Genomic DNA, 20,388 nt, shown 5'->3' on the forward strand with positions numbered 1-20,388 from the left:
TGGCGAGGTCGTCCGCCGTCAGGCTCGGGCGCGGCCCCCTGGCGTACCGTGCGGCCGCAGTGGCCCCGGCAGCCACCGCCAAACGCCCCGGACAGTGTTAGAAAGGGCTCATGACCGGACGTTTTGGTCGCCAGCCGACCGGGTGGGGCTCGCGCCTGTTCGCACGCCTGTCCCGGTGGGGGCACAGCGTCGCCGGTCAGGTCTTCGCCCTCCAGGCGGTGATCGTGGTGCTGCTGATCAGCGCTGCCGTGGTGGCCCTGGTGGTCCAGGCCCGGTACGACAGCCAACGCGACGCGCGCAACCGCTCGCTCGCGGCCGCCGAGGCCTTCGCGCACGCCCCCGGTCTCCCGGAGGCGCTGAAGTCGGCGGATCCGACCGCCGAGCTCCAACCCCTGGCCGAGGCCGCCCGCCAGGCCTCGGGCGTCGACTTCATCGCCGTCATGACCACCGACGGGATCCGCTACACCGACTCGCGGCCCGAGCTGATCGGACAGCGGGCCACCGGGAACCTCTCCCGCGCCGCCGCCGGGGAGTCCTTCACCGAGACCTTCACGGGCGAGCCGAGCGACGCCGTCCGGGCCATCGTCCCCGTACGGGACGCCGACGGCGCGGTCGTCGGCCTGGTCGGCACCGGCATCGACGTGCAGAACGTCGCGAAGGTCGTCGAGGGCCAGCTCCCGCTGCTCCTCGGCGCCGCGGCGGGCGCCCTGCTGCTCGGCACCGGCGGCGCCGCCCTGGTCAGCCACCGCCTGCGGCTCCAGACCCGCGGCCTGGGCGCCGCCGAGATGACCCGGATGAACGAGCACCACGAGGCCGTCCTGCACGCCGTGCGCGAGGGCGTGCTCATCATCGGCGCCGACCAGCGGCTCGTGCTGGCCAACGACGAGGCCCGCCGGCTCCTCGACCTGCCGCCCGAGGCGGAGGGGCGCCGCGTCGCCGACCTCGGCCTCGACCCGCGCACCACGGAGCTGCTGGGCTCCGGCCGGGTCGTCACGGACCACGTGCACCTGGCGGGGGACCGGCTGCTCGCGGTCAACGTACGGCCCACCAAGCCGTACGACGGCCTGGTCACGGGCCACGTCGTGACCCTGCGCGACTCCACCGAGCTCGCCGCGCTCTCCGGCCGGGCCGAGGTGGCCCGCAGCCGGCTCCAGCTGCTGTACGACGCCGGGGTGCGGATCGGTACGACCCTGGACGTGGTGCGGACCGCCGAGGAGCTGTCGGAGGTCGCCGTCCCCCGCTTCGCGGACTTCGTGACGGTGGAGCTGCTGGAGCCGGTGCTGCACGGTGAGGAGCCCGCGCTGGCCGCCGGCATGTACACCGAGATGCGCAGGGCGGCCATCAGCGGGGTCCGCACCGACTCGCCACTCCAGCCGGTCGGCGACATCATCCGGTTCGACGTGCCCACGGCCCCAATGGCGGCGGCCCTGGACGCCGGGCGCGCGGTGCTCGCGGCCGATCTGAACGCGGCCATGGGCTGGCGGGCCCAGGACGGGACCGCGACCCGCGAGGCCCTCGACTACGGGCTCCACTCGCTGATCTCGGCACCGCTCCAGGCGCGGGGCGTGGTCCTGGGCATGGCCAACTTCTGGCGGGCAGACACCCCGGAGCCCTTCGGTGAGGAGGACCTCTCCTTCGCCGAGGAGCTCGCGGCGCGCGCGGCCGTCTCCATCGACAACGCCCGCCGCTTCACCCGCGAGCACGCGGTGGCCGTAACGCTCCAGCGCAGCCTGCTGCCCCGGGTGCTGCCCGACCAGAGCGCCGTGGACGTGGCCTTCCGCTACCTGCCCGCGATGGCGGGGGTGGGCGGGGACTGGTTCGACGTGATCCCGCTGCCGGGCGCCCGGGTGGCGCTGGTCGTCGGCGATGTCGTCGGGCACGGGGTGCACGCCGCGGCCACCATGGGCCGGCTGCGGACCGCCGTGCACAACTTCTCCACCCTGGACCTGCCGCCCGACGAACTGCTCGGACACCTCGACGAGCTGATCAACCGGATCGACCAGGACGAGAGCGGGGGCGGGGAGGTCGAGGACGACGGCGACGGTGTGGGGAAGCCGGCCGCAATCACGGGTGCCACGTGCCTCTACGCGGTCTACGACCCGGTCTCCGGACGGTGTGTGATGGCCAGCGCGGGGCACCCCGGGCCCGCGCTGATCCGCCCCGACGGGCACGTGGAGTTCCCCGAACTGCCGACCGGGCTCCCGCTCGGTGTGGGCGGCATGCCCTTCGAGGCCACCGAGTTCCGGCTTCCGGAGGGGAGCCGGCTCGTGCTGTTCACCGACGGCCTGGTGGAGGACCGGGACCGGGACTTCGACACCGGCCTGCGCCTGCTGGGCGACACGCTGTCGGTGCCCGGCCGCAGCCCCGAGCAGGCCTGTGCGGACGTGCTCGCCGCGATGCTGTTCCCGGTGCCGAGCGACGACATCGCCCTGCTGATCGCCGACACCCGCCGGCTGGAGGCGGACCAGATCGCGGAATGGGAGGTACCGGTCGACCCCTCGGCCGTCTCGCGGGTGCGCAACGCGGGCTCGGCGCAGCTCGCCGAGTGGGGCCTGGAGGAGGTCGCCTTCACCACCGAGCTGATCCTCAGCGAGCTGATCACCAACGCCATCCGGTACGGCAGCCCGCCCGTCCGGGTCCGTCTGCTGCGCGACCGCAGCCTGATCTGCGAGGTCGCCGACGGCAGCAGCACCTCCCCGCACCTGCGGTACGCGGCCACCACCGACGAGGGCGGGCGCGGGCTGTTCCTCGTCGCGCAGTACGCCGACCGGTGGGGCACCCGCTACACCGAGCGCGGCAAGGTCATCTGGGCCGAGCTGCCACTGACCGGGGGTGCCGAGCCGCAGCCGCCGGCCCCGCTGGACCTGGACGCGCTGGAGGACATGGCCTGGTGACCCCCGAGGGGGGAACGGTCGTACGGGTACCGGCCGAGCGACCGGTCGTACGGGTTCCGGCCGGGCGGCCGGTCGTACGGGTTCCGGCCGGGCGCCCGCTCACACGGCCCGGGCCCGGGCCAGCAGCACCGCGACGTCGTCCTGCTGGGCGCGCGGCAGCAGCCGCCGCAGGATCCCGTCGCACAGTTCCTCCAGCGGCTCTCCCACCCTCAGCAGTGCCTGCGCCAGCTGCTCCATGCCCTGGTCGAGGTCCCGGTCCCGGGCCTCGATGAGGCCGTCGGTGTAGAGCACGAGCAGGCCTCCCGGGGACAGCCGTACCTCCTCGGTGCGGAAGTCCCGCCCGCCCGCGCCCAGCGGAGTCCCCGGGGGCCCGTCGAGGAAGGTGATGGTCCCTTCGGGGGTGACCACGGCCGGCGGCGGGTGGCCGGCGCGGGCGATCACACAGCCGCCGGAGGCCGGGTCGTGCACGGCGTACACGCAGGTCGCCATCTCGTCCTCGCCCAGGTCGGCCACCACGGCATCGAGCGAGCGGAGCATCTGCGCCGGGGGCACGTCGTGGCGCGCGAGGGTCCGTACGGCCGTACGCAGCTGCCCCATGACGGCCGCCGCGTGGACCCCGTGGCCCATGACGTCCCCGATGACCAGCCCGGTGCGGCCGCCGGGCAGCGGGATGGCGTCGAACCAGTCCCCGCCGACGTCGTGGTCGCTGGCGGGCAGGTAGCGGCCGGTGAGTTCCAGGCCGGGGACCTCGGGCAGCGCGCTGTTGGTGAGGCTGCGCTGGAGCGTCAGGGCGGCCTGGCGCTGGCGGGTGTACATCCGGGCGTTGTCGATGTTGAGGGCGGCGCGGGCGACCAGCTCGTCGACGAGTACGCAGTCCTGCTCGTCGAAGGGCTCCCGGTCGCGGGTCCGCGTCACGGCGACCGCGCCGAGCACCGTGCCGCGCGCGACCAGCGGGACCAGGCGCGCCGAGCCCAGTGTGGCGAGGTAGGTGCGCAGCTCGTCGGCGCGCGGGGAGGTGATCAGTGCCGGGATGTCGGAGACGTAGAGGTTCATGGGCCGCCCCTCGGCGATGACCTGCTCGTAGACGGTGCCCACCGGGATCTGGAAGGTCTGGCCGGCGACGAGTCGCGCGGTGGGCGCGGTCGGGTCGGGGAACTGGGCCGCCAGACGGCGCAGGACACCGCGCGTGGAGGCCGCCGGCAGCGCGGCCTCGTCGGGGCCGAGTACCGCTTCGAGCACCTGTACGTCGGCGGAGTCCGCGAGCTGCGGTACCAGTACCTCCACGATCTCCCGGGCGGTCTGGTGGAGGTCCAGGGTGGTGCCGATGCGGGTGCCCGCCTCCGCCAGCAGGGCGAACCGGTGCTGGGCCCGTTCGGCATCGGCCTGGGCCTGCTGGCCTTCGGTGATGTCGATGAGGGAGGCGATCAGGCCGAGGGGCCGCCCGGAGCCGTCCAGCAGCGGGGCGTACGAGCACGACCAGGTCCGGTCGTGCTCGGGGTCCGCGGGGGTCCGCCCGGTGCGGCGGACGTCGACGACGGCGGCGCCCTGGTCGAGGACCTGGCGCATCGTCGCCTCCAGCGCGACGGCGTTGACCCCGGGCACCACCTCGGTGAGCCGTTTGCCGAGGTGCTCGGCGGCGGAGACGCCGTTCATCCGGGCCAGCGCGTCGTTGACCCGGAGGAACCGCAGGTCGGGGCCGAGGGTGGCGAGGCCGATGGGCGACTGTGTGAAGAGGCTCTGGAGGGCGGCGAGCGAGTCCCGCATGTGGAGGACCTCGGAGGTCTCCACGGCGATGAGCATGGCCCCCGTCCGGCCCTGCGGGTCGACGGCGGGGACGATCCACATCTCCATCGGGACGCGGTGGCCGTCGCGGTGGCGCACGGGCAGGGTGCCGACGACGGTCTCGCCGGCCTGGACGCGCCGGGTCAGCTGATCGGCGAGCTCCCGGTTGGCCTCGGGCACGAGCACGGCGGTGCCGGGAAGGCCGATGATGTCCTCGGGACGGTGCCCGAGCAGGTCCTGGGCTGCCAGCGACCACTCCACGACGCGCCCGTCGGCGTCCTCCCGCCACAGGGCGATCGGCAGCAGCTCGCGGAGCACGCCCGCGTACCCGACAGCCGCCACGGGCGGGTCCGGCACCTCGCTCGTCGACTGGTAAGTGTCCAATGCACCGACCTCACCCCGGGGGGCCTGATTCCTACCGATTCACCCTATCCGAGGCCTGGACGCGGGGCTCTGTGTCCGGCACAACGCCCGACGCTCCGCAGGCCGAGCAGGCCCGCCGCCACGCTCGCCCGCGGCGCAGATCGAGTCGGGCAGGTGGGCCGCGGCGAAGGCCGCCCGGTCGCGCCCGTCGACGATCTGCGGGCCGCCGTCCTCGTTCTGGGCGGCGGTCAGCGCGGGATCGCGGCGCCGTTCGGTGCCGACGGTGGTGGTGCGCTCCCCCGGCACCGGCCCGGCCGCGCGGGAATGCGTCCGGAACGGGGCCCGGGCGAGTCGCTCCGTACGGTCGCCGCCGGACAGGTCGGGCCGGCCGGCGTTGGCGACGAGGAGACCGCCCCCGGTGAGGACGGCCGACGGCTCTCCTGGCGCGGGCCGTCGAAGACGCGGTCCGCGCGCGGGGTCAGGCCCCCACGCGCTCGTCCGCACGCGCCGCGTCCGGCCGCCGCGGCGCGCCGGGCGCGCCGAGGACCGCCGCGATGCCCTGCGCGAGGCAGGGGATCCGGTGCGCCGGGATGCCCGCGATGTTGATCCGCCCCGAGGTCGTGCCGTAGATGGCGAACTCCCTGCGCAGGCGGAGCATCTGGGGCGAGGTCAGCGGCAGCATCGAGAACATCCCCTTCTGCCGTGCGAGCGACCGCGCCTGCTCGGCACAGCCCAGGGTGCTCAAGTGCGCGGTCAGGTCGGCCCGGTTGGCCATGATCCGGCCCCGCATGACGTCCAGCTCCGCCCGCCAGGCGGCCCGCAGACCCGCGTCCTCCAGGATCGTGGTCACGACGGCCGCGCCGTGCTCGGGCGGCATCGAGTACAGCGTCCGGGCGGCGTTCTGCAAGGCCGTCTCGGCGTGCCGCACGGCCTGGCCCGAGGCGCCGAGGACGATGGCGCAGCCCACGCGGTCGCTGTAGAGGCCGAAGTTCTTCGAGCAGCTGACGGCGATCAGCATCTCCGGAACGCGCGCCGCCAGCATCCGCGTGGCCAGCAGGTCGGCCTCCAGACCGTCGCCGAGCCCGTGATAGGCCAGGTCGACGAAGGGCACCCAGCCGCCGCGCAGGGCCGACTCGGCCAGCGCCTCCCAGTCGTCCAGCAGGGGGTCCACGCCCGTGGGGTTGTGGCAGCAGCCCTGGAGCAGGACGACGTCGTCGCGCCGCGCCTCGCGCAGTTCCCGCAGCACCCCGGCCGTGTCGAAGCCGCCCTCGGCGTCGCGCCAGCCGTACGTGCGCACCTTCAGACCGGCGGCCTCCAGGATGGGCCGGTGGTTGACGTAGGCCGGATCGCTGATCCACACCGTGGTGCCCGGGCGGGTCCGGCAGATCAGATCGGCCAGCAGCCGCAGCGCGCCCGAGCCCGCGACGGTCTGGACGGCCGCGGCCCGGTCGGCCGGTCCGTCGGGGCCCAGGACCAGGTTCAGCAGGGACCGGTTGAAGGCGGCGTTGCCGGAGAGCCCGCGGTACTCCTTGGACTCGGAGCGCTCCGCCAGGCGGATCTCGGCCTCGCGGACGGCGGCCATGACGGGCGTGGTTCCCGTCTGGTCCCGGTAGACGCCGAGGACGAGGTTCAGGCGTTCGGGCCGCTCGTCACTGCCGTACTCGTAGGTGAGGTCCCACAGCGGGTCGGTGGGCGGCGGGGGGAGGAGCTCAAGCATCTGCGGAAACCTTGGGTCGTGGGCGGCGGTTGGCGAGGACGACGCCGGCGGTGATGAGGGGGACGCCGACGAGCACGGCGAGGGTCGGTGACTCACCGAGCAGGGGGATGGCGAGCAGGACGACGGCGACGGGACTGAGGCTGCCGACGACCGAACTGCGCTCGGCGCCCAGCCTGCGGATGGCGAAGGCGTACAGCAGGCCGGCGCACAGTCCGACTCCGAGCCCCTGCACCACCAGGAACAGCGCGATGTCGCTTCCGGCCGCGTGCGCGATGCCCGTGGGGAGCACCCCGGTCAGGACCAGCAGCCCGATCACCGCGAAGGAGGGCAGGCAGAGCAGGCCGATCGATCCGACGGGATCGAGGTCGACCTCCCGCAGGCCCACGGTGTAGAGGGCCCACAGCCCGCTGGCCACCAGGAGCGTGCCGGCGCCGGCGAGCACGTCCGTGTCCACCGGGACGACGTGGCGCCAGACGAGGGCGACCACACCGGCCGCGATCAGCGCGAGCCCGGCCGCCTGCGTCCCCCGGGGCGCGCCGTGGCCGCGGCCGACCATGATCGCGGAGACGAAGAGCGGGACCATGCCGGGGACGATCGAGCCGACGAAGGCCGCGGACGTCAGCGCGCCGCCGTGCATCGCCGCCAGGAAGAAGGGCACCCCCGCACCGCAGATGATCTTGGCCGCGGCGCCCGGTCGCACCGCGGCGATACGGCGGCGGCGGCGCCACAGGGCGGGGAACAGGACGACGAGGGGCACACCGAAGCGCAGCAGGGCCGCGTCGGCGGGCAGGAGGGAGGAGGCGCTCAGGGCGCGGGCGCTGAGCGCGAAGGCCGCCCAGATCGCCACGGTCACCAGCAGGGCCAGCATGCCCTGGGCCTGCGGGGAGAGCCCGCGCCGGCCGGGGTGTCCGGCACGCGGGCCCGCCGCATCAGCAGGCAGGGTCGCCCGGGTGGTGTGCGTCGCGACCAAGGAAATTGCTCCAGCCTCTGGGTCCCGGACCGATCCGGTCCGTCTCTGGCAACGCTAGGGCTTCCGGCGGGGCAGCCGATTGCCAGTTCTGCCTCTCGGACATACGTTTGGGGCAGAATCTGCCAAGGAGTGACCATGGACGCAGTCGATCTGCAGATCATCCGGGAATTGCAGGCCGATGGCCGCCTGTCCAACCAGGACCTCGCCGACCGCGTCCGGCTGTCCCCGTCACCCTGCCTGCGCCGGGTCCGGCGGCTGGAGGAGGCCGGCCTCATCCGCGGCTACACGGCCATGGTCGACCAGGTCGCCTTCGGCCTCCCGGTCACCGTCTTCGTCCGGATCCGCCTGGAACGCCACACCGCGCAGGCGGTGAGGCTGTTCGAAGAACACGTCGCGGTCATCGAGCACATCCAGGACTGCTACCTGATGGCGGGCAGCAGCGACTACCTGCTCCGGGTCGTGATCGAGGACCTGGAAGCCTACGAAGCCCTGGTGCGCCACCGGATCCACGCCATCCCCGGCATCGCCTCGATCGAATCGAGCTTCGCGTACGGCAGCGTCAAGCAGTCCAGGACGTACCCGCGGCCCGCCCCGGGCGGATCGAAGCGGCGGCTGTGACGGAGCCCCGTACGGCCTGACGCCCCGTACGGCCCAAAAGGGCCCCGTACGGCCTACCGGGAGGCTTCCACCGCCGCCTCGAAGGCCGCGAAGGCGGCGGCGTCGAAGAGGACGAACCGCACCTCCTGAACCTCGGTCCGGGCCGCCCGCACCGTCTCCACCGCGATCCGCGCCCCGTCGTCCATCGGCCAGCCGTAGACGCCGGTGGAGATGGCCGGGAAGGCGACCGTACGGGCCCCCAGGTCGTCGGCGACCCGCAGCGATTCGCGGTAACAGGAGGCCAGCAGCTCCGACCGGTCCTCATCGCGCGACCAGACCGGGCCCACCGTGTGGATGACGTGCCCGGCGGGGAGCCGGCCGGCCGTGGTGGCGACGGCCCGGCCCGTCGGCAGGCCCTTGCCGTAGTGCGAACGCCGCAGGTCCTCGCAGGCCGCGAGGATCTCCGGCCCGCCGCGCCGGTGGATGGCGCCGTCGACCCCGCCGCCGCCGAGCAGCGAGGAGTTCGCCGCGTTGACGATGGCGTCGGCCTTCTCGGCGGTGATGTCGCCGAGGACCAGGGTGATGCGCACCATCAGGAGTCCTTTCTCAGGTGGCGCCAGACCGCCTTGGCGGCGTTGTGGCCGGACATGCCGTGCACGCCCGGGCCCGGCGGGGTCGCCGAGGAGCACAGGAAGACCGCGGGGTGCGCCGTCGTGTACGGGGAGAGGGAGAGCTTGGGGCGCAGCAGGAGCTGGAGTCCCGAGGCGGCTCCGCAGGCGATGTCCCCTCCGACGTAGTTGGGGTTGCGGGCGGCGAGCTGGGGCGGGCCGGCCGTGGCGCGGGCCAGGACCAGGTCGCGGAAGCCCGGGGCGAAGCGCTCCAGTTGGCGTTCGACGGCGTCGGTGAGATCGCCGTCCCAGCCCGCGGGGACGTGTCCGTACGCCCAGAACACGTGCTTGCCCCCGGGGGCCCGGCCGGGGTCGACCAGGCTGGGCTGCGCCGTGATGAGGAAGGGGTTGCGGGGGGCCCGGCCGCCCGAGGCGAGCTGGAGGGCGGCGTCGATGTCGCGGGCGCGCGGGCCGATCTGGACGGTGCCGGCGCGGCGCGGCTCCTCGGCGGTCCACGGGACCGGGCCGTCCAGCGCGTAGTCGATCTTGAACACGGAGGCGCCGTACCGGTAGCCCTCGTACGCGCGCCCCAGGCGGGCGATCCGGGCCAGCGCGGTCGGCGAGGTGTCGAAGACGTAGGCGCGGGCCGGAGGGAGGTCGTCGAGCCGCTTGACCTCGAAGCCGGTGTGGACGGCGGCGCCGAGGTCGCGCAGGTACGCGGCGAGCGCGTTGGAGACGGACTGCGAGCCGCCCCGCGGCATCGGCCAGCCGTTCGCGTGCGCGGCCAGGGCGAAGACCAGGCCGACGGCGCCGGTGGCGATCCCGTCGAGCGGTGCGATCACGTGCGCGACGAGCCCCGCGAACAGCGCCCGTGCCCGTTCGTCACGGAAGCGGCGCAGGAGCCAGGTGGCGGGCGGCAGCCCGGTGAGCCCGAAGCGGGCGAGGGTGACGGGATCCCGGGGCAGAGCGGTGTTCGGCAGGGACATGAAGTCCCGGGCCAGGGTGTCCCACTTGCCGAGGAACGGCCCGACCAGGCGCCGGTACGCACCCGCGTCACGCGGCCCGAAGGACGCCGCCGTCTCCGCGACCGACCGGGAGAGGACGGCGGCCGTGCCGTCGTCGAAGGGGTGCGCCATGGGCAGCGGGGGGTGCAGCCATTCCAGCCCGTAGCGCTTCAGCGGCATCGTGGCGAAGACCGGGGAGCCGGCGCCGAGCGGATGCACCGCCGAGCAGGGGTCGTGCCGGAAGCCGGGGAGGGTGAGCTCCTCGGTCCGGGCTCCGCCGCCGACCGTGTCGGCGGCTTCGAAGACGGCCACCGAGAAGCCGCGCCGGGCCAGTTCGACGGCGGCCGTCAGCCCGTTGGGCCCGGCCCCCACCACGACCACATCGAGAATCGACGGCACTTGCGACTCCTTCGTTTCCGGCGGGCCTGCGCCCCCAGGATATTGCGCCGCACGCGGCGGGCCGGATACCCCCGGACACCCCCTGAGGCTCAGGCGCCCCGGAGCAGGTCCCGGATGCGTACGGCCGTGGCCTCGTCCCGCCCGACGGCGAACGGCAGCGCGTTGTCCCGGTCCACCCGGAAGGGGACCCCGTCGACCGTGCTCTGGGCCCCGCCGGCCTCGGCGACCAGCAGCAGCCCGGCCGCGTGGTCCCAGGCCGAGGGCCAGGTGAAGGCCAGGCCGTCCATCTCGCCGCGGGCCACCTTCAGGTACTCCAGGCCCGCCGAACCGCAGGGCCTGGCCGCGACCCCGGGCACGTCCAGCCGGGCCAGCGTCCGCTTGTTCTCGTCGGAGGTGTAGAGCGGGTGGGCGATGGCGACCCGCAGCGGCGCGCCGCGCTCCGGCGAACCGCTGTGGATGCGCTCGCCGTTGACGTACGAGCCCTGCCCGCGCACGGCGGTCGCCAGTTCCTCCAGCGCGGGGGCGAAGGTCCAGGAGGCGAGGATCTCCCCGCGCACGGCCAGCGCGACCAGGGTGCAGAAGGCCGGATCGCCGTTCACGAACTGGCGGGTGCCGTCGACCGGGTCGACGATCCACACCGGGGCGTCCGCGCGCAGCGCCGCGTACACCGTGGGATCGGCGTGCACGGCCTCCTCGCCGACCACGGCCGAGCCGGGCAGCAGCCGCGTCAGTGCGGCCGTGAGGTGCTCCTCGGCCCTGCGGTCGGCGACGGTCACGAGGTCGTGGGGGCCGGTCTTCTCGTCGACCTCGTGCTCGGCGAGCTGCCTGAATCTCGGCATGATCTCGATCGCCGCCGCCTTGCGGACGGCCTCTTCCACCTCGGACAGGCCATGGGCCAGGAACTCATCGATCATGCCCCCAGCAAAGCACGCCCGACCGGCAAACCCCACCGCCAATCCCGGACGGACGCCCGGACACCGGGTGGCCGCCGGGTGAACCGCCCGCGGGGCCCGGCCCGGCCGCCCGGCGACAGCGCGTTAGCCGCAGCCGTACGCGGGCAGGTGCCGGGGGTGAGCTACGTGACCCCCGGCAAGGAATACTCCCGCGACAGCCGGTACATCACCACGCGGATCACCGCTGACGGGCGGGACGGCTACGAGGTGCGGCCGGGCCGCTACCGCCTGGTGGTGAGCCGGGCCTGTCCGTGGGCGAGCCGGGCCGTGATCGTGCGGCGGCTGCTCGGGCTGGAGCAGGCCCTGCCGATGGCCATCGCCGGGCCCGTGCACGACGAGCGCAGCTGGACCTTCGACCTCGATCCGGGCGGCCGTGACCCGGTCCTCGGCATCGAGCGGCTCCAGGAGGCCTACCTCGCCCGCGACCCCGGCTACGACCGGGGCATCACGGTGCCGGCGATCGTGGACGTCCCGACCGGCCGGGTCGTGACCAACGACTTCGCGCAGATCACGATCGACATGTCGCTGGAGTGGGCCGCCCACCACCGCGACGGAGCACCCGCGCTCTACCCGCCCGCGCTGCGGCCGCAGATCGACGCGGTGAACGACATGGTCTACCGGGACGTGAACAACGGCGTCTACCGGGCCGGCTTCGCCGGGTCCCAGGAGGCGTACGCCGACGCGTACGCGCGGTTGTTCACCCGGCTCGACTGGCTCTGCGCCCGGCTCGCGCGGTCCCGTTACCTCGTCGGCGACACGATCACCGAGGCGGACGTGCGGCTGTTCACCACGCTCGTGCGCTTCGACGCGGTGTACCACGGCCACTTCAAATGCAACCGGAACAAGCTCACCGAGATGCCGGTGCTGTGGGCGTACGCGCGGGACCTGTTCCAGACACCCGGTTTCGGCGACACCGTCGACTTCACGCACATCAAGCGGCACTACTACCTGGTGCACTCGGACATCAACCCCAGCGGGATCGTGCCGACGGGACCCGACCTGTCGGGATGGCTCGCACCGCACGACCGCGCCGCCCTGGGCGGCCGGCCCTTCGGCCACGGCACCCCGCCCGGACCGGTTCCCGCGGACGAAGCGGTACCGGCCGACCACACCCCACTCTCGCCACGTCACCCGACCGCTCGGTAACGGTCGCGTGCGATGATCCCGAACGTCGTCCTCAGGCCCAGCTTCTCGCCCGCCTGCTGCAGGAGGGGATTCTGCGTCGACCAGTAGCGCTCCACGTCAACGGTCCGGAACACCGGTCGTAGGGTCGCCTGGAGGGCCTGCTCGTCCACGCCTTGGCGTACCACGTGGTACTCGACCATGTCGGACGGGCGGGCCTCGTCGTAGATGCCGCGCATGCGTCGCGCCCTCGTGCCCAGGCCCCGACGCCATTCTCCCTGCCTGGCCCGCCAGCAGAAGTACGCGCCCCTGTCCACGGCGAGCGAGAGGGCGGAGCGACGGGGGTACCACAGGGGGTCCTGCATGCTCAGGAACACGCCGCCAGGGGCGACACGACAGAGAAGATGCCTGATGCCGTCCAGGTAGTCGGGGATGTGGTGCAGGACGGAGATGCAGACCACCGCGTCGACCGGGTCGCCCGTGAAGGGTGCTTCGCCGGTCGGATCGTGGGTTACGGTCACTTTCTTGTTGTGCCGGAAGCGGTATCGGAGGAAATCCGCACTCGGCGCGCTCATCTCGGTGACCTCGACGTCCGCCCCGGCGGCCACCAGATGATCGGTGAACGTCCCGTGTCCCGCACCGATTTCAATGACACGGCAGGCACCTTTACGGTCGGCGATCTCTCCGACCAACTGGTGAATGTGACCCACGATGCGGCCTCGGATGCCATGGTGGAGGATGTGCGGCGACCCTTTGGCGTAATCGTGGCTGATGTCGTGGCCGCGCTGCTGGAGTTCACCCATGGAAGGCCTGTCGGTGATACTGGTCATCAGCCGAAGGTAGGTGGTGGGCACATATCCTGATGGAACGTCACCGCCGTCCAATCGGGTGGGTTTCGTGTGGAACGACCGGCGGCACTGACCTTCTGCCATAGTTGGTTTCCCGACTGCGCTCTCCATGGCGAGGTGAGATGTCAGATCTTTCTGACGCGTTCCGGTGCTTGGCCACTGCCCAGAAATCCCCGAAAGGGGTGTCCCTTTACAGTCGGTTCGTCAATCGGCCCGCGGGCAGAATGCTCGCGACCGTGGCCTACCGGACGGGTGTCACTCCGAACCAGGTGACCGTGCTGGGCGCTCTCTTCACCTTCTCGGGAATGACGGTCGTGGCCTTGCTGCCGCCCGGACCGGTGATGGCGTGCTGCGTGTTCGCGGCGCTGGCACTGGGCTTCGCACTGGACTCGGCGGATGGGCAACTGGCACGGATCCAGGGCAGGGCGAGCGCTTCCGGTGAGTTGCTGGACCACGCGATCGACGCCGCCAAGATCATGGGCGTCCACACGGTGGTCCTGGTGTCGTTCTACCGTTTCTTCGACCTGCCCAGCGAGGGGTTCCTCCTGGCGCCGTTGGTCTTCCAGCTCGCGGCCACTGTCATTCTCTTCGCGGGGATGCTGACCGAGCAGCTGAAGCGGCAGGCGGGGAGGGGCGCCGGCTCGGCGCCACCCTCCGGTCCGAGATCCGTCGCCCTCCTCTCCGTCGACTACGGGACGATCTGCGCGAGCTTTCTGCTCCTACCGCGCGAGGACCTCTTCCTCGGCGTGTACTCGGCGCTGCTGGTGGCCCACGTCCTCTTCATGGTCGCCTTCCTCGTGAAGTGGTTCCGCGAGCTCTCCTGAAGCGGCCGTCAGCAGACCTCGAACCACAAGGACGAGGGGAAGTGTCCGTCACCCGCACGAAGACCGTCCTCGTGGCGAGCCGGCCGGTAGTCGGGGAACACCGCGCGCAGCCGGTCGGTCCGCTCGTAGTGGAGATGGGACAGGCACGCGAGCACCCGCGCCCGGTCGTTGTGCGTCAGGAAGGCACGGACGAGCGAGGTTTCCGCCCAGTGCAGCACGCTGTCCAGCAGATCACACTGGTAGTCGTACGGCAGGTACATGTCGTGGAGATGGACGATGACCCCGGGCGCCAGCCGCGGAAACACCTCCAGGACGAGGAAGTTCACGTCCGAGCCGGGCTTGACCACGTGGGACGAGTCGATGAACAGGACGTCCCCCGCGGCGAGAGAGGTGAACGTCTCCATCTCGACGGCCTGAACCGGCATGCGGTGCAGGGTGACGCGGGCGTCAGAGGTCAGCCAGTCGCGCGGGTACGGTTCGATGCAGGTCACCGTGCCCGGCCGGCCGTCCTCGGCATTGCGCGCGAGCGCCCGCAACGCGATGTGAGTGGAGACGCCGCTGCCCACTTCAAGATAGCGTCGCGGCGCCGTGGAGCGAAGAATTCCGTGCAGGGCCTGGGCTTCGATGTAGCCGTATCCGGGACCGAGCGGACCCGATTCCTCGAAGACCGCGTTCCCGCGATATTCGTCGACGAAGGGATGGCATTTCTCTTCGAGCCAGGCAATCTGCTCATCGAGTTCGACCCGCATGCCGGGAAGCCGGGAAGGGGCGCGCCACAGGTCGCTGGTCTCCGCGAGACCGCGCAGATCCGGAGCGGAGGAGTAATAGTGGCGCGGGGCCACCAGGATCCCCACTCGGGAGAACAGCTTGTTCGCGACGACCGCCTGCCGCTTGACCGCGCGCTTCACGTGCCGCTGAAGGACTGAGGTGACCCGATCATTTCCCATGGCCACCAGGGTATTTCGTTTCGGAGAATGCCGCCGGAAACGGGCGCAGGACACGCCGAATTCTGGGCCTGATGTCCGGCCTCGGCGTGCCCTGCGACAACGGAGGTGTCAACTCCGCCCGGGAGCGGGTGTCGTCACCCCGAACCACCGCTCCACGGCGGCTCCGGCTCAGCCCCTGGGCTTCGCCTGCTTGATCTGCTTCATGTGGTTGACCGGCTTCGCCTGCTTGATCGTCTTGGCCGGCTTGGCCTGCTTGGCCGGCTTGGCCGGCTTCGCGGTGGAGGTGGGCGGGACGTAGCCGTTCTCACCGATGCAGAAGGTGATGTGGCTGATGCCGAAGAAGTCCCCGGTGTTGTCGTTGACCGGCGCGTGCAGCTGGTTGTCGGCCGCGACGCCATCGGGCGTGTAGATGTAGGCGTTGCCCGGCTGGCCGCCCTTCACGATGGCGGCGAGCACGACGAACTCGCTGTCCTCGGGGTCGACGTTGAAGTCGACCAGCTGGCCCTGGGGGTCCGGCGGCGGGAAGACGGTGTCGTAGATCTCGAACTCGATCTCGGAGTCGCCGGGCAGGTCGACGGCACCCTCGCCCTCGAAGTCGTCCGGGAAGTCGTCCGTGTCGACCTGGAAGTCGAACTCGATGCCGAGGTCGTCGCAGTTGGGGTTGACGATGGGGTCGCCTCCGCCGTCGACCGGGATCACGGGCGCCACCTCCGCTCCGTACTGCGGCCCCGGGGTCTGCGCGAAGGCGGGGGTGGCGAAGGCGATCGCCAGCGCCGACGTCAGGCCGATACCGACGACCTGCACTCCGATGCGCTTTCGCAGCTTCGACGACTTGCGTTGAGTGGTGACTCGCATGAAGAGTTTTCTCCTTGTGTGGGGTGGGCCGAACTCCGCGCCGGCAGACCGTTGTGTGGCGTATGCGACTGCTCCACCTGTTCGGTGTCGTCCGCCGCCGAGCGACCTCATCGTTTGCCCGGCCGACCGCGAGCCACACTCCACCCCTCCGTTCCTAGGCCATCCGGACTGCGTTTAGCACTGGAAAGGCCCAGCGGCGGTGCACCGCGCGAGGTGCGTTCCCGCCGTCCCGCAGGGGTCGTGGGCGGTCCCCCGGCGAAGGCGCACACGGATGGCAGAGCACCGTCGTCAACACGCACGGATGTCCCGCATTGCAGAGAAGTTGTGAACACACTGATATTCGGACATTTCACACACCTCAGGAAGGATCACGCCATGGAGCGTGCCCTGCGGGGTTTCACCGGAGCCGGTTACGACAAGGGACGTCCTCTGCTTGTGCAGGCGACGTGGTTCGCCGTCCTCAATCTCGCCTTCGCCAGATGGTGGTTCCCGGCCCGCTGGCGGCCTGCCGTGTTGCGAGCCTTCGGGGCACGCATCGGACAGCGTGTCCTCATCCGACACAGGGTGCGCGTGCACTGGCCCTGGCGGCTGGAAGTCGGCGACGACGTGTGGATCGGAGAAGGCGCCTGGCTGCTGAACCTGGAGCCGATCACGATCGGCAGCGATGTGTGCGTCTCCCAGGACGCGCTGCTCTGCACCGGGAGCCATCAACGGCGCAGCAGGACCATGGAGTTCGACAACGGGCCCATCCGGCTGGAGCCCGGGGCCTGGGTCGCGGCGCGGGCCGTTGTGCTGCGTGGTGTGACCGTCGGCCGCGGAGCGGTGGTCGGCGCCTCGGCGGTCGCGCACCGCGACGTCGCTCCGGGTCAGGTCGTCACGACGGGGGTCGCGGCATGAGACTGGTGCACGTGGTGACGCTCGTCAGTGACGACGGAGCGTACGGCGGCCCGACGAGCGTCGCCGTCGGCCAACTCCAGGAGTGCGCCGCACGCGGGCACGAGGTCATGTTGCTGTCGCTCTGGCGGGGCAGGACGCATGCGCCCGCGCGGATGGGGCCGGTGCCGTTGCGTACGCGCCCTGCCCGCTCCATGCTGCCGGGGCGCTTCGCGGGGCTCATGCACCCGCTGCTCGCCCGGGACATGTGGCACTCCATGGGCCGGGCGGACGTGGTGCACGTCCACGCCGGCCGTGACCTGGTCTCCCTTGTCGCCCTCGGCGTGGCCGTGCTGCGGCGCAAGCCGTTCTTCGCGCAGACGCACGGGATGGTGGAGCCCCGGCGCAGAGCCGTCGTCAGGTTGTTCGACCGCGTGTACGTGCCGCTCCTGCGCCGCGCGCGCGCCTGCCTGGTCCTCACCGAACGGGAGCGGCGTGCCGTGGCGCAGGTCGTGGGCCCGGAAGGTCCACCGCTGCTGGTGCTGCCCAACGGGGTGCGGCCGGAGGGTGTCGACGCCGCCGGCGGCGGGCGAAAGGACCGGGAGGTGCTGTTCCTCGCCCGGCTGCACCCGCGCAAGCGCCCCGACGCGTTCGTGGAGATGGCCGCGCTAGTCCACGCGAAGATGCCCGAGGCGCGGTTCAGGATGTACGGCGCGGACGAGGGGACGCTGGCGGGAGTACGCCGGCTCATCGCCTCCCACGGTTTGGAAGAGGTCGTCACCTACGGCGGGGCCCTGGACTACTCGGACGCGGTACGGACCTACGCGACGGCGGCCGTATACGTGCTGCCCAGCAGGGACGAGCCGTTCGGCATGACCGTGATCGAGGCCCTGGCGGCAGGGACCCCGGTGGTGTGCACCGACACCTGCGGCCTGGCGGAGGAACTGGCGCGCCGCGGGGCGGCGGTCGTCACCGACGGCACTCCGCGGGCCATGGCCGATGCGGTATGCGCACTGCTGACCGACGAGGCGCGGCGGGGGAAACTGGTCGAGGCCGGCCGGCTCGCGGTCGAAGAGGCCTTCTCCATCCATGCCGTGGGGGAGCGGCTGGAAGAGATCTACCGCTCACTCAATACCGAGGCTGCGGGCGCCCATAGGGAGGCACTAGAGGTATAGAACATAAGAAACACGAGAAATATCGGACAAAATTAGACAAACGACGATTACCCTACCAGGCGAGTCCCTGTGATGCAGATGTTCGGCGGCGAGCAGAGCTGCTGACTCCACATCGGACCCCAGACCCTGGAGGAGCTGTCATGAGCAAACAGGTCGACGTCATTGTTGCTGGAGGAGGGGGCTTCATCGGTGGGCACCTCGTGGCCGACCTGCTGTCCCAGGGACTGACGGTCCGCAGTGTCGACATCAAGCCGAAGCGCGAGTGGCAGCAGGTGCACCCGGCCGCCGAGAACGTCGTCGCCGACCTGTCGCTGCGCGAGAACGCCCGCGCCGCCGTACGCGATGCCGCTCAGGTCTACATGCTGGCAGCCGACATGGGCGGCATGGGCTTCATCGAGAACAACAAGGCCGCCTGCATGCTCACGGTGCTCACCAGCACCCACATGCTCCAAGCCGCACACGAAGCCCGAGTGGAGCGCTACTTCTACTCCTCGTCCGCCTGCGTGTACGCCGCCGGCAAGCAGACCGACCCGAACGTCACCGCGCTCAAGGAGGAGGACGCGTACCCCGCCCAAGCCGAGGACGGCTACGGCTGGGAGAAGCTCTTCTCGGAGCGCATGTGCCGCCACTTCGAGGAGGACTTCGGCTTCACCACCCGTGTCGCCCGCTACCACAACGTATACGGCCCCGAGGGGACCTGGACCGGCGGACGCGAGAAGGCTCCCGCCGCCGTGTGCCGCAAGATCGCGGAGGCGGCCCTCTCCGGTGATCACCGGATCGACATCTGGGGTGATGGCCTGCAGACACGTTCCTTCATGTACATCGACGACTGCCTCCACGGCACGCAGATGATCATGAGGGGCGGCAGCAGCCTGCCGGTGAACCTGGGTTCCTCGGAGCTGGTCACCATCAACCAACTGGTCGACATCGTCGAGGAGATCGCGGGCATCCGCTGCCGGCGCACGTACCAGCCTGACGCGCCACAGGGTGTGCGGGGCCGCAACTCCGACAACCGCCTGATCCGGGAGCTCTACGACTGGGAGCCGTCGGTGGAACTGGGTGATGGCCTGGAGAAGACCTATGCCTGGGTCTACGACCAGGTCAAGCGCGCCCAGTACTGACCCGCGACCCGGTCGGGAGAGCAGCCATGAAGATCCTCGTCCATGACTACAGCGGCCACCCGTTCCAGGCCCAGCTCAGTCGTGAGCTCGCGGGCCGCGGTCACGAGGTCGTGCATTCCACGTGTGAGGCCTACGTCTCCGGGAAAGGCAACCTTGCCGGAGAGGCGGCAGGCGGCCTCCGATTCGTCACCATCGGCGACGGCATCGCGCTGAAGAAGAACGCGTTCGTCCGCCGCCTCTTCACCGAGACACGGCTCGGTTTCCAGCTGGCCCGTCAGGTACACCGGCACCGTCCCGATGTGGTCATGCTGGCGAACATGCCGATCCCGGCCCTGGTCGTGGCCTCGCTGACACTGAAAGCGCTGGGCATTCCGTGGGTGCTGTGGCATCAGGACGTCACCGCTGTCGCACTCAAGGGCTTTGCTGCCGCAGGCGTGTCGAAGTTGATGGGCGTCGCCGCCAGAGTGATCGAACGAGGCGAGAAGTGGTCGGCACGGTGCGCCTCGGCGATCGTGGTGATCGCCGACTCCTTCGTGGAGGTCCATCGGGAGTGGGGCACCGCCGACAAGGTCACCGTCATCCCGAACTGGGCACCCCTGGACGAGATCTTCCCCGTGGACCGTGCCAACGCATGGTCCGCCGAGCACGGCCTCACCGGCGTCACGACCTTGTTGTACTCCGGCACCCTGGGCCTCAAGCACAACCCCGTCCTGCTTGTGCAGCTCGCCGAACGGCTGCGCGAGCAGGGCGAGAACGTCCGCCTCGTCGTCGTCAACGAGGGCCCGGCCGTGCCCGTCGTCAGGCAGGCCGCCGCCGACCGCGGCGTCGACCTGACCCTGCTGCCCTTCCAGCCCTACGACAGGCTCCCCGAGGTGCTGAGCGCGGGCGATGTGCTCGTCGTACTCCTGACATCGGACGCCGGGGCATTCTCCGTGCCCTCCAAGACCCTTTCCTATCTCTGCGCCGGACGGCCCGTCCTGGGCCTGATGCCGGCGGAGAACCTCGCCGCGAAACTGCTCCGTCAGGCCGGCTCGGCGGTGTTCCCACCGGAGGAATCGTCGCTGGACAGTGCGGCCGGATGGGTCCGCGAGATCCTGGCCGATCCGGCACGCGCCGAATCGCTGGGCAAGGAGAGCCGGGCGCTGGCCGAGCGGGAATTCGCCCTGGAAGGGTGCGCCTCGCGGTTCGAGGACATTCTCAGGACCGCGGGCCGCGCCCGCGCCGGCCGCTGATCGGTCTCTTCTGCCGAGTGAGCCCGGATGGTGGGGGCCATTCGGCGAAACACCCCCTCGTGAGTCCGTTGAGTACCCATCATGTCTCGAATGCGGGCTATAAC

The 20,388-nt window shown here is 71.4% G+C and carries 18 protein-coding genes; 8 read left to right on the forward strand and 10 right to left on the reverse strand.

Features of this window, described 5'->3' with window-relative positions:
* The first annotated feature begins 110 nt into the window (after window positions 1-110).
* A complete protein-coding gene (locus ACZ4TV_RS04260) occupies window positions 111-2,894 on the forward strand; it encodes a SpoIIE family protein phosphatase (protein WP_468130489.1) in 2,784 nt (927 codons plus the stop codon).
* 99 nt (window positions 2,895-2,993) lie between these two features.
* Here the strand turns inward: ACZ4TV_RS04260 and ACZ4TV_RS04265 are convergent, their stop codons facing one another.
* The 4 genes from ACZ4TV_RS04265 to ACZ4TV_RS04280 are packed head-to-tail and all read right to left on the reverse strand — an operon-like array spanning window position 2,994 to window position 7,726.
* A complete protein-coding gene (locus ACZ4TV_RS04265; protein ID WP_468130491.1) occupies window positions 2,994-5,060 on the reverse strand; it encodes a SpoIIE family protein phosphatase in 2,067 nt (688 codons plus the stop codon).
* Between the two features lie 39 nt (window positions 5,061-5,099).
* Window positions 5,100-5,543 carry a hypothetical protein gene (locus ACZ4TV_RS04270; RefSeq protein WP_468130493.1) on the reverse strand — a complete coding sequence of 148 codons (444 nt, stop codon included), beginning with the start codon at window positions 5,541-5,543 and terminating at the stop codon, window positions 5,100-5,102.
* Entirely contained in the window at window positions 5,518-6,756 is a 1,239-nt protein-coding gene (locus ACZ4TV_RS04275) for an amino acid aminotransferase (protein ID WP_468130495.1), read from the reverse strand. Before ACZ4TV_RS04275 ends, ACZ4TV_RS04270 begins: the two co-directional genes overlap by 26 nt.
* The gene (locus tag ACZ4TV_RS04280; RefSeq protein ID WP_468130497.1) at window positions 6,749-7,726 is read right to left on the reverse strand and encodes a DMT family transporter; all 978 of its coding nucleotides are present in this window, start codon (window positions 7,724-7,726) and stop codon (window positions 6,749-6,751) included. The genes ACZ4TV_RS04275 and ACZ4TV_RS04280 overlap by 8 nt, the downstream gene beginning before the upstream one ends.
* 135 nt (window positions 7,727-7,861) lie before the next feature.
* Between ACZ4TV_RS04280 and ACZ4TV_RS04285 the strand changes: the two genes are divergently transcribed.
* Window positions 7,862-8,344, forward strand: a complete 483-nt coding sequence (locus ACZ4TV_RS04285) for an Lrp/AsnC family transcriptional regulator (protein ID WP_468130499.1) — start codon at window positions 7,862-7,864, stop codon at window positions 8,342-8,344.
* Between the two features lie 53 nt (window positions 8,345-8,397).
* Here the strand turns inward: ACZ4TV_RS04285 and ACZ4TV_RS04290 are convergent, their stop codons facing one another.
* The 3 genes from ACZ4TV_RS04290 to ACZ4TV_RS04300 form a co-directional block, all read right to left on the reverse strand.
* The gene (locus tag ACZ4TV_RS04290; RefSeq protein ID WP_468130501.1) at window positions 8,398-8,916 is read right to left on the reverse strand and encodes an O-acetyl-ADP-ribose deacetylase; all 519 of its coding nucleotides are present in this window, start codon (window positions 8,914-8,916) and stop codon (window positions 8,398-8,400) included.
* Complete coding sequence (locus ACZ4TV_RS04295) at window positions 8,916-10,334, reverse strand: phytoene desaturase family protein (RefSeq protein ID WP_468130503.1); 1,419 nt, start codon at window positions 10,332-10,334, stop codon at window positions 8,916-8,918. The genes ACZ4TV_RS04290 and ACZ4TV_RS04295 overlap by 1 nt, the downstream gene beginning before the upstream one ends.
* A gap of 89 nt (window positions 10,335-10,423) precedes the next feature.
* A complete protein-coding gene (locus tag ACZ4TV_RS04300) occupies window positions 10,424-11,248 on the reverse strand; it encodes an inositol monophosphatase family protein (RefSeq protein ID WP_468130505.1) in 825 nt (274 codons plus the stop codon).
* Window positions 11,249-11,404: 156 nt separating this feature from the next.
* Between ACZ4TV_RS04300 and ACZ4TV_RS04305 the strand changes: the two genes are divergently transcribed.
* On the forward strand, window positions 11,405-12,433 hold the full coding sequence (locus ACZ4TV_RS04305) for a glutathione S-transferase family protein (RefSeq protein ID WP_468130507.1): 1,029 nt from the start codon (window positions 11,405-11,407) through the stop codon (window positions 12,431-12,433).
* On the opposite strand, the gene ACZ4TV_RS04310 is transcribed toward ACZ4TV_RS04305, so the two are convergent.
* Window positions 12,415-13,239: a class I SAM-dependent methyltransferase gene (locus ACZ4TV_RS04310; RefSeq protein ID WP_468130510.1), complete on the reverse strand. Its 825-nt coding sequence runs from the start codon at window positions 13,237-13,239 to the stop codon at window positions 12,415-12,417. The two genes, ACZ4TV_RS04305 and ACZ4TV_RS04310, sit on opposite strands and share 19 nt — an antisense overlap.
* A gap of 140 nt (window positions 13,240-13,379) precedes the next feature.
* Here ACZ4TV_RS04310 and ACZ4TV_RS04315 point away from each other — a divergent pair, with 140 nt between their 5' ends.
* The gene (locus ACZ4TV_RS04315; protein WP_468130512.1) at window positions 13,380-14,081 is read left to right on the forward strand and encodes a CDP-alcohol phosphatidyltransferase family protein; all 702 of its coding nucleotides are present in this window, start codon (window positions 13,380-13,382) and stop codon (window positions 14,079-14,081) included.
* An 8-nt stretch (window positions 14,082-14,089) separates the two neighbouring features.
* On the opposite strand, the gene ACZ4TV_RS04320 is transcribed toward ACZ4TV_RS04315, so the two are convergent.
* On the reverse strand, window positions 14,090-15,028 hold the full coding sequence (locus ACZ4TV_RS04320; protein ID WP_468130514.1) for a class I SAM-dependent methyltransferase: 939 nt from the start codon (window positions 15,026-15,028) through the stop codon (window positions 14,090-14,092).
* A gap of 168 nt (window positions 15,029-15,196) precedes the next feature.
* Window positions 15,197-15,883, reverse strand: a complete 687-nt coding sequence (locus ACZ4TV_RS04325; protein ID WP_468130516.1) for a hypothetical protein — start codon at window positions 15,881-15,883, stop codon at window positions 15,197-15,199.
* Between the two features lie 375 nt (window positions 15,884-16,258).
* Between ACZ4TV_RS04325 and ACZ4TV_RS04330 the strand changes: the two genes are divergently transcribed.
* From ACZ4TV_RS04330 to ACZ4TV_RS04345, 4 genes are all read left to right on the forward strand, one after another.
* Entirely contained in the window at window positions 16,259-16,780 is a 522-nt protein-coding gene (locus ACZ4TV_RS04330; RefSeq protein ID WP_468130518.1) for an LbetaH domain-containing protein, read from the forward strand.
* Window positions 16,777-17,931 carry a glycosyltransferase gene (locus ACZ4TV_RS04335; RefSeq protein ID WP_468130520.1) on the forward strand — a complete coding sequence of 385 codons (1,155 nt, stop codon included), beginning with the start codon at window positions 16,777-16,779 and terminating at the stop codon, window positions 17,929-17,931. Before ACZ4TV_RS04330 ends, ACZ4TV_RS04335 begins: the two co-directional genes overlap by 4 nt.
* A 140-nt stretch (window positions 17,932-18,071) precedes the next feature.
* Window positions 18,072-19,052, forward strand: a complete 981-nt coding sequence (locus ACZ4TV_RS04340) for an NAD-dependent epimerase/dehydratase family protein (protein WP_468130522.1) — start codon at window positions 18,072-18,074, stop codon at window positions 19,050-19,052.
* A 26-nt stretch (window positions 19,053-19,078) separates the two neighbouring features.
* Window positions 19,079-20,284 carry a glycosyltransferase family 4 protein gene (locus ACZ4TV_RS04345; RefSeq protein WP_468130524.1) on the forward strand — a complete coding sequence of 402 codons (1,206 nt, stop codon included), beginning with the start codon at window positions 19,079-19,081 and terminating at the stop codon, window positions 20,282-20,284.
* The last annotated feature ends 104 nt before the right edge of the window (window positions 20,285-20,388 follow it).

This window comes from Streptomyces sp. NPDC028910 (assembly GCF_055564955.1).

Excerpts from the sequence above, each read along its gene's own strand:
- ACZ4TV_RS04260 (WP_468130489.1), top strand. The coding sequence starts at position 111 with ATGACCGGACGTTTTGGTCGCCAGCCGACCGGGTGGGGCTCGCGCCTG.
- ACZ4TV_RS04275 (WP_468130495.1), bottom strand. The coding sequence starts at position 6,756 with ATGCTTGAGCTCCTCCCCCCGCCGCCCACCGACCCGCTGTGGGACCTC.
- ACZ4TV_RS04285 (WP_468130499.1), top strand. The coding sequence starts at position 7,862 with ATGGACGCAGTCGATCTGCAGATCATCCGGGAATTGCAGGCCGATGGC.
- ACZ4TV_RS04290 (WP_468130501.1), bottom strand. The coding sequence starts at position 8,916 with ATGGTGCGCATCACCCTGGTCCTCGGCGACATCACCGCCGAGAAGGCC.
- ACZ4TV_RS04300 (WP_468130505.1), bottom strand. The coding sequence starts at position 11,248 with ATGATCGATGAGTTCCTGGCCCATGGCCTGTCCGAGGTGGAAGAGGCC.
- ACZ4TV_RS04310 (WP_468130510.1), bottom strand. The coding sequence starts at position 13,239 with ATGACCAGTATCACCGACAGGCCTTCCATGGGTGAACTCCAGCAGCGC.
- ACZ4TV_RS04315 (WP_468130512.1), top strand. The coding sequence starts at position 13,380 with ATGTCAGATCTTTCTGACGCGTTCCGGTGCTTGGCCACTGCCCAGAAA.
- ACZ4TV_RS04320 (WP_468130514.1), bottom strand. The coding sequence starts at position 15,028 with ATGGGAAATGATCGGGTCACCTCAGTCCTTCAGCGGCACGTGAAGCGC.
- ACZ4TV_RS04325 (WP_468130516.1), bottom strand. The coding sequence starts at position 15,883 with ATGCGAGTCACCACTCAACGCAAGTCGTCGAAGCTGCGAAAGCGCATC.
- ACZ4TV_RS04330 (WP_468130518.1), top strand. The coding sequence starts at position 16,259 with ATGGAGCGTGCCCTGCGGGGTTTCACCGGAGCCGGTTACGACAAGGGA.
- ACZ4TV_RS04335 (WP_468130520.1), top strand. The coding sequence starts at position 16,777 with ATGAGACTGGTGCACGTGGTGACGCTCGTCAGTGACGACGGAGCGTAC.
- ACZ4TV_RS04340 (WP_468130522.1), top strand. The coding sequence starts at position 18,072 with ATGAGCAAACAGGTCGACGTCATTGTTGCTGGAGGAGGGGGCTTCATC.
- ACZ4TV_RS04345 (WP_468130524.1), top strand. The coding sequence starts at position 19,079 with ATGAAGATCCTCGTCCATGACTACAGCGGCCACCCGTTCCAGGCCCAG.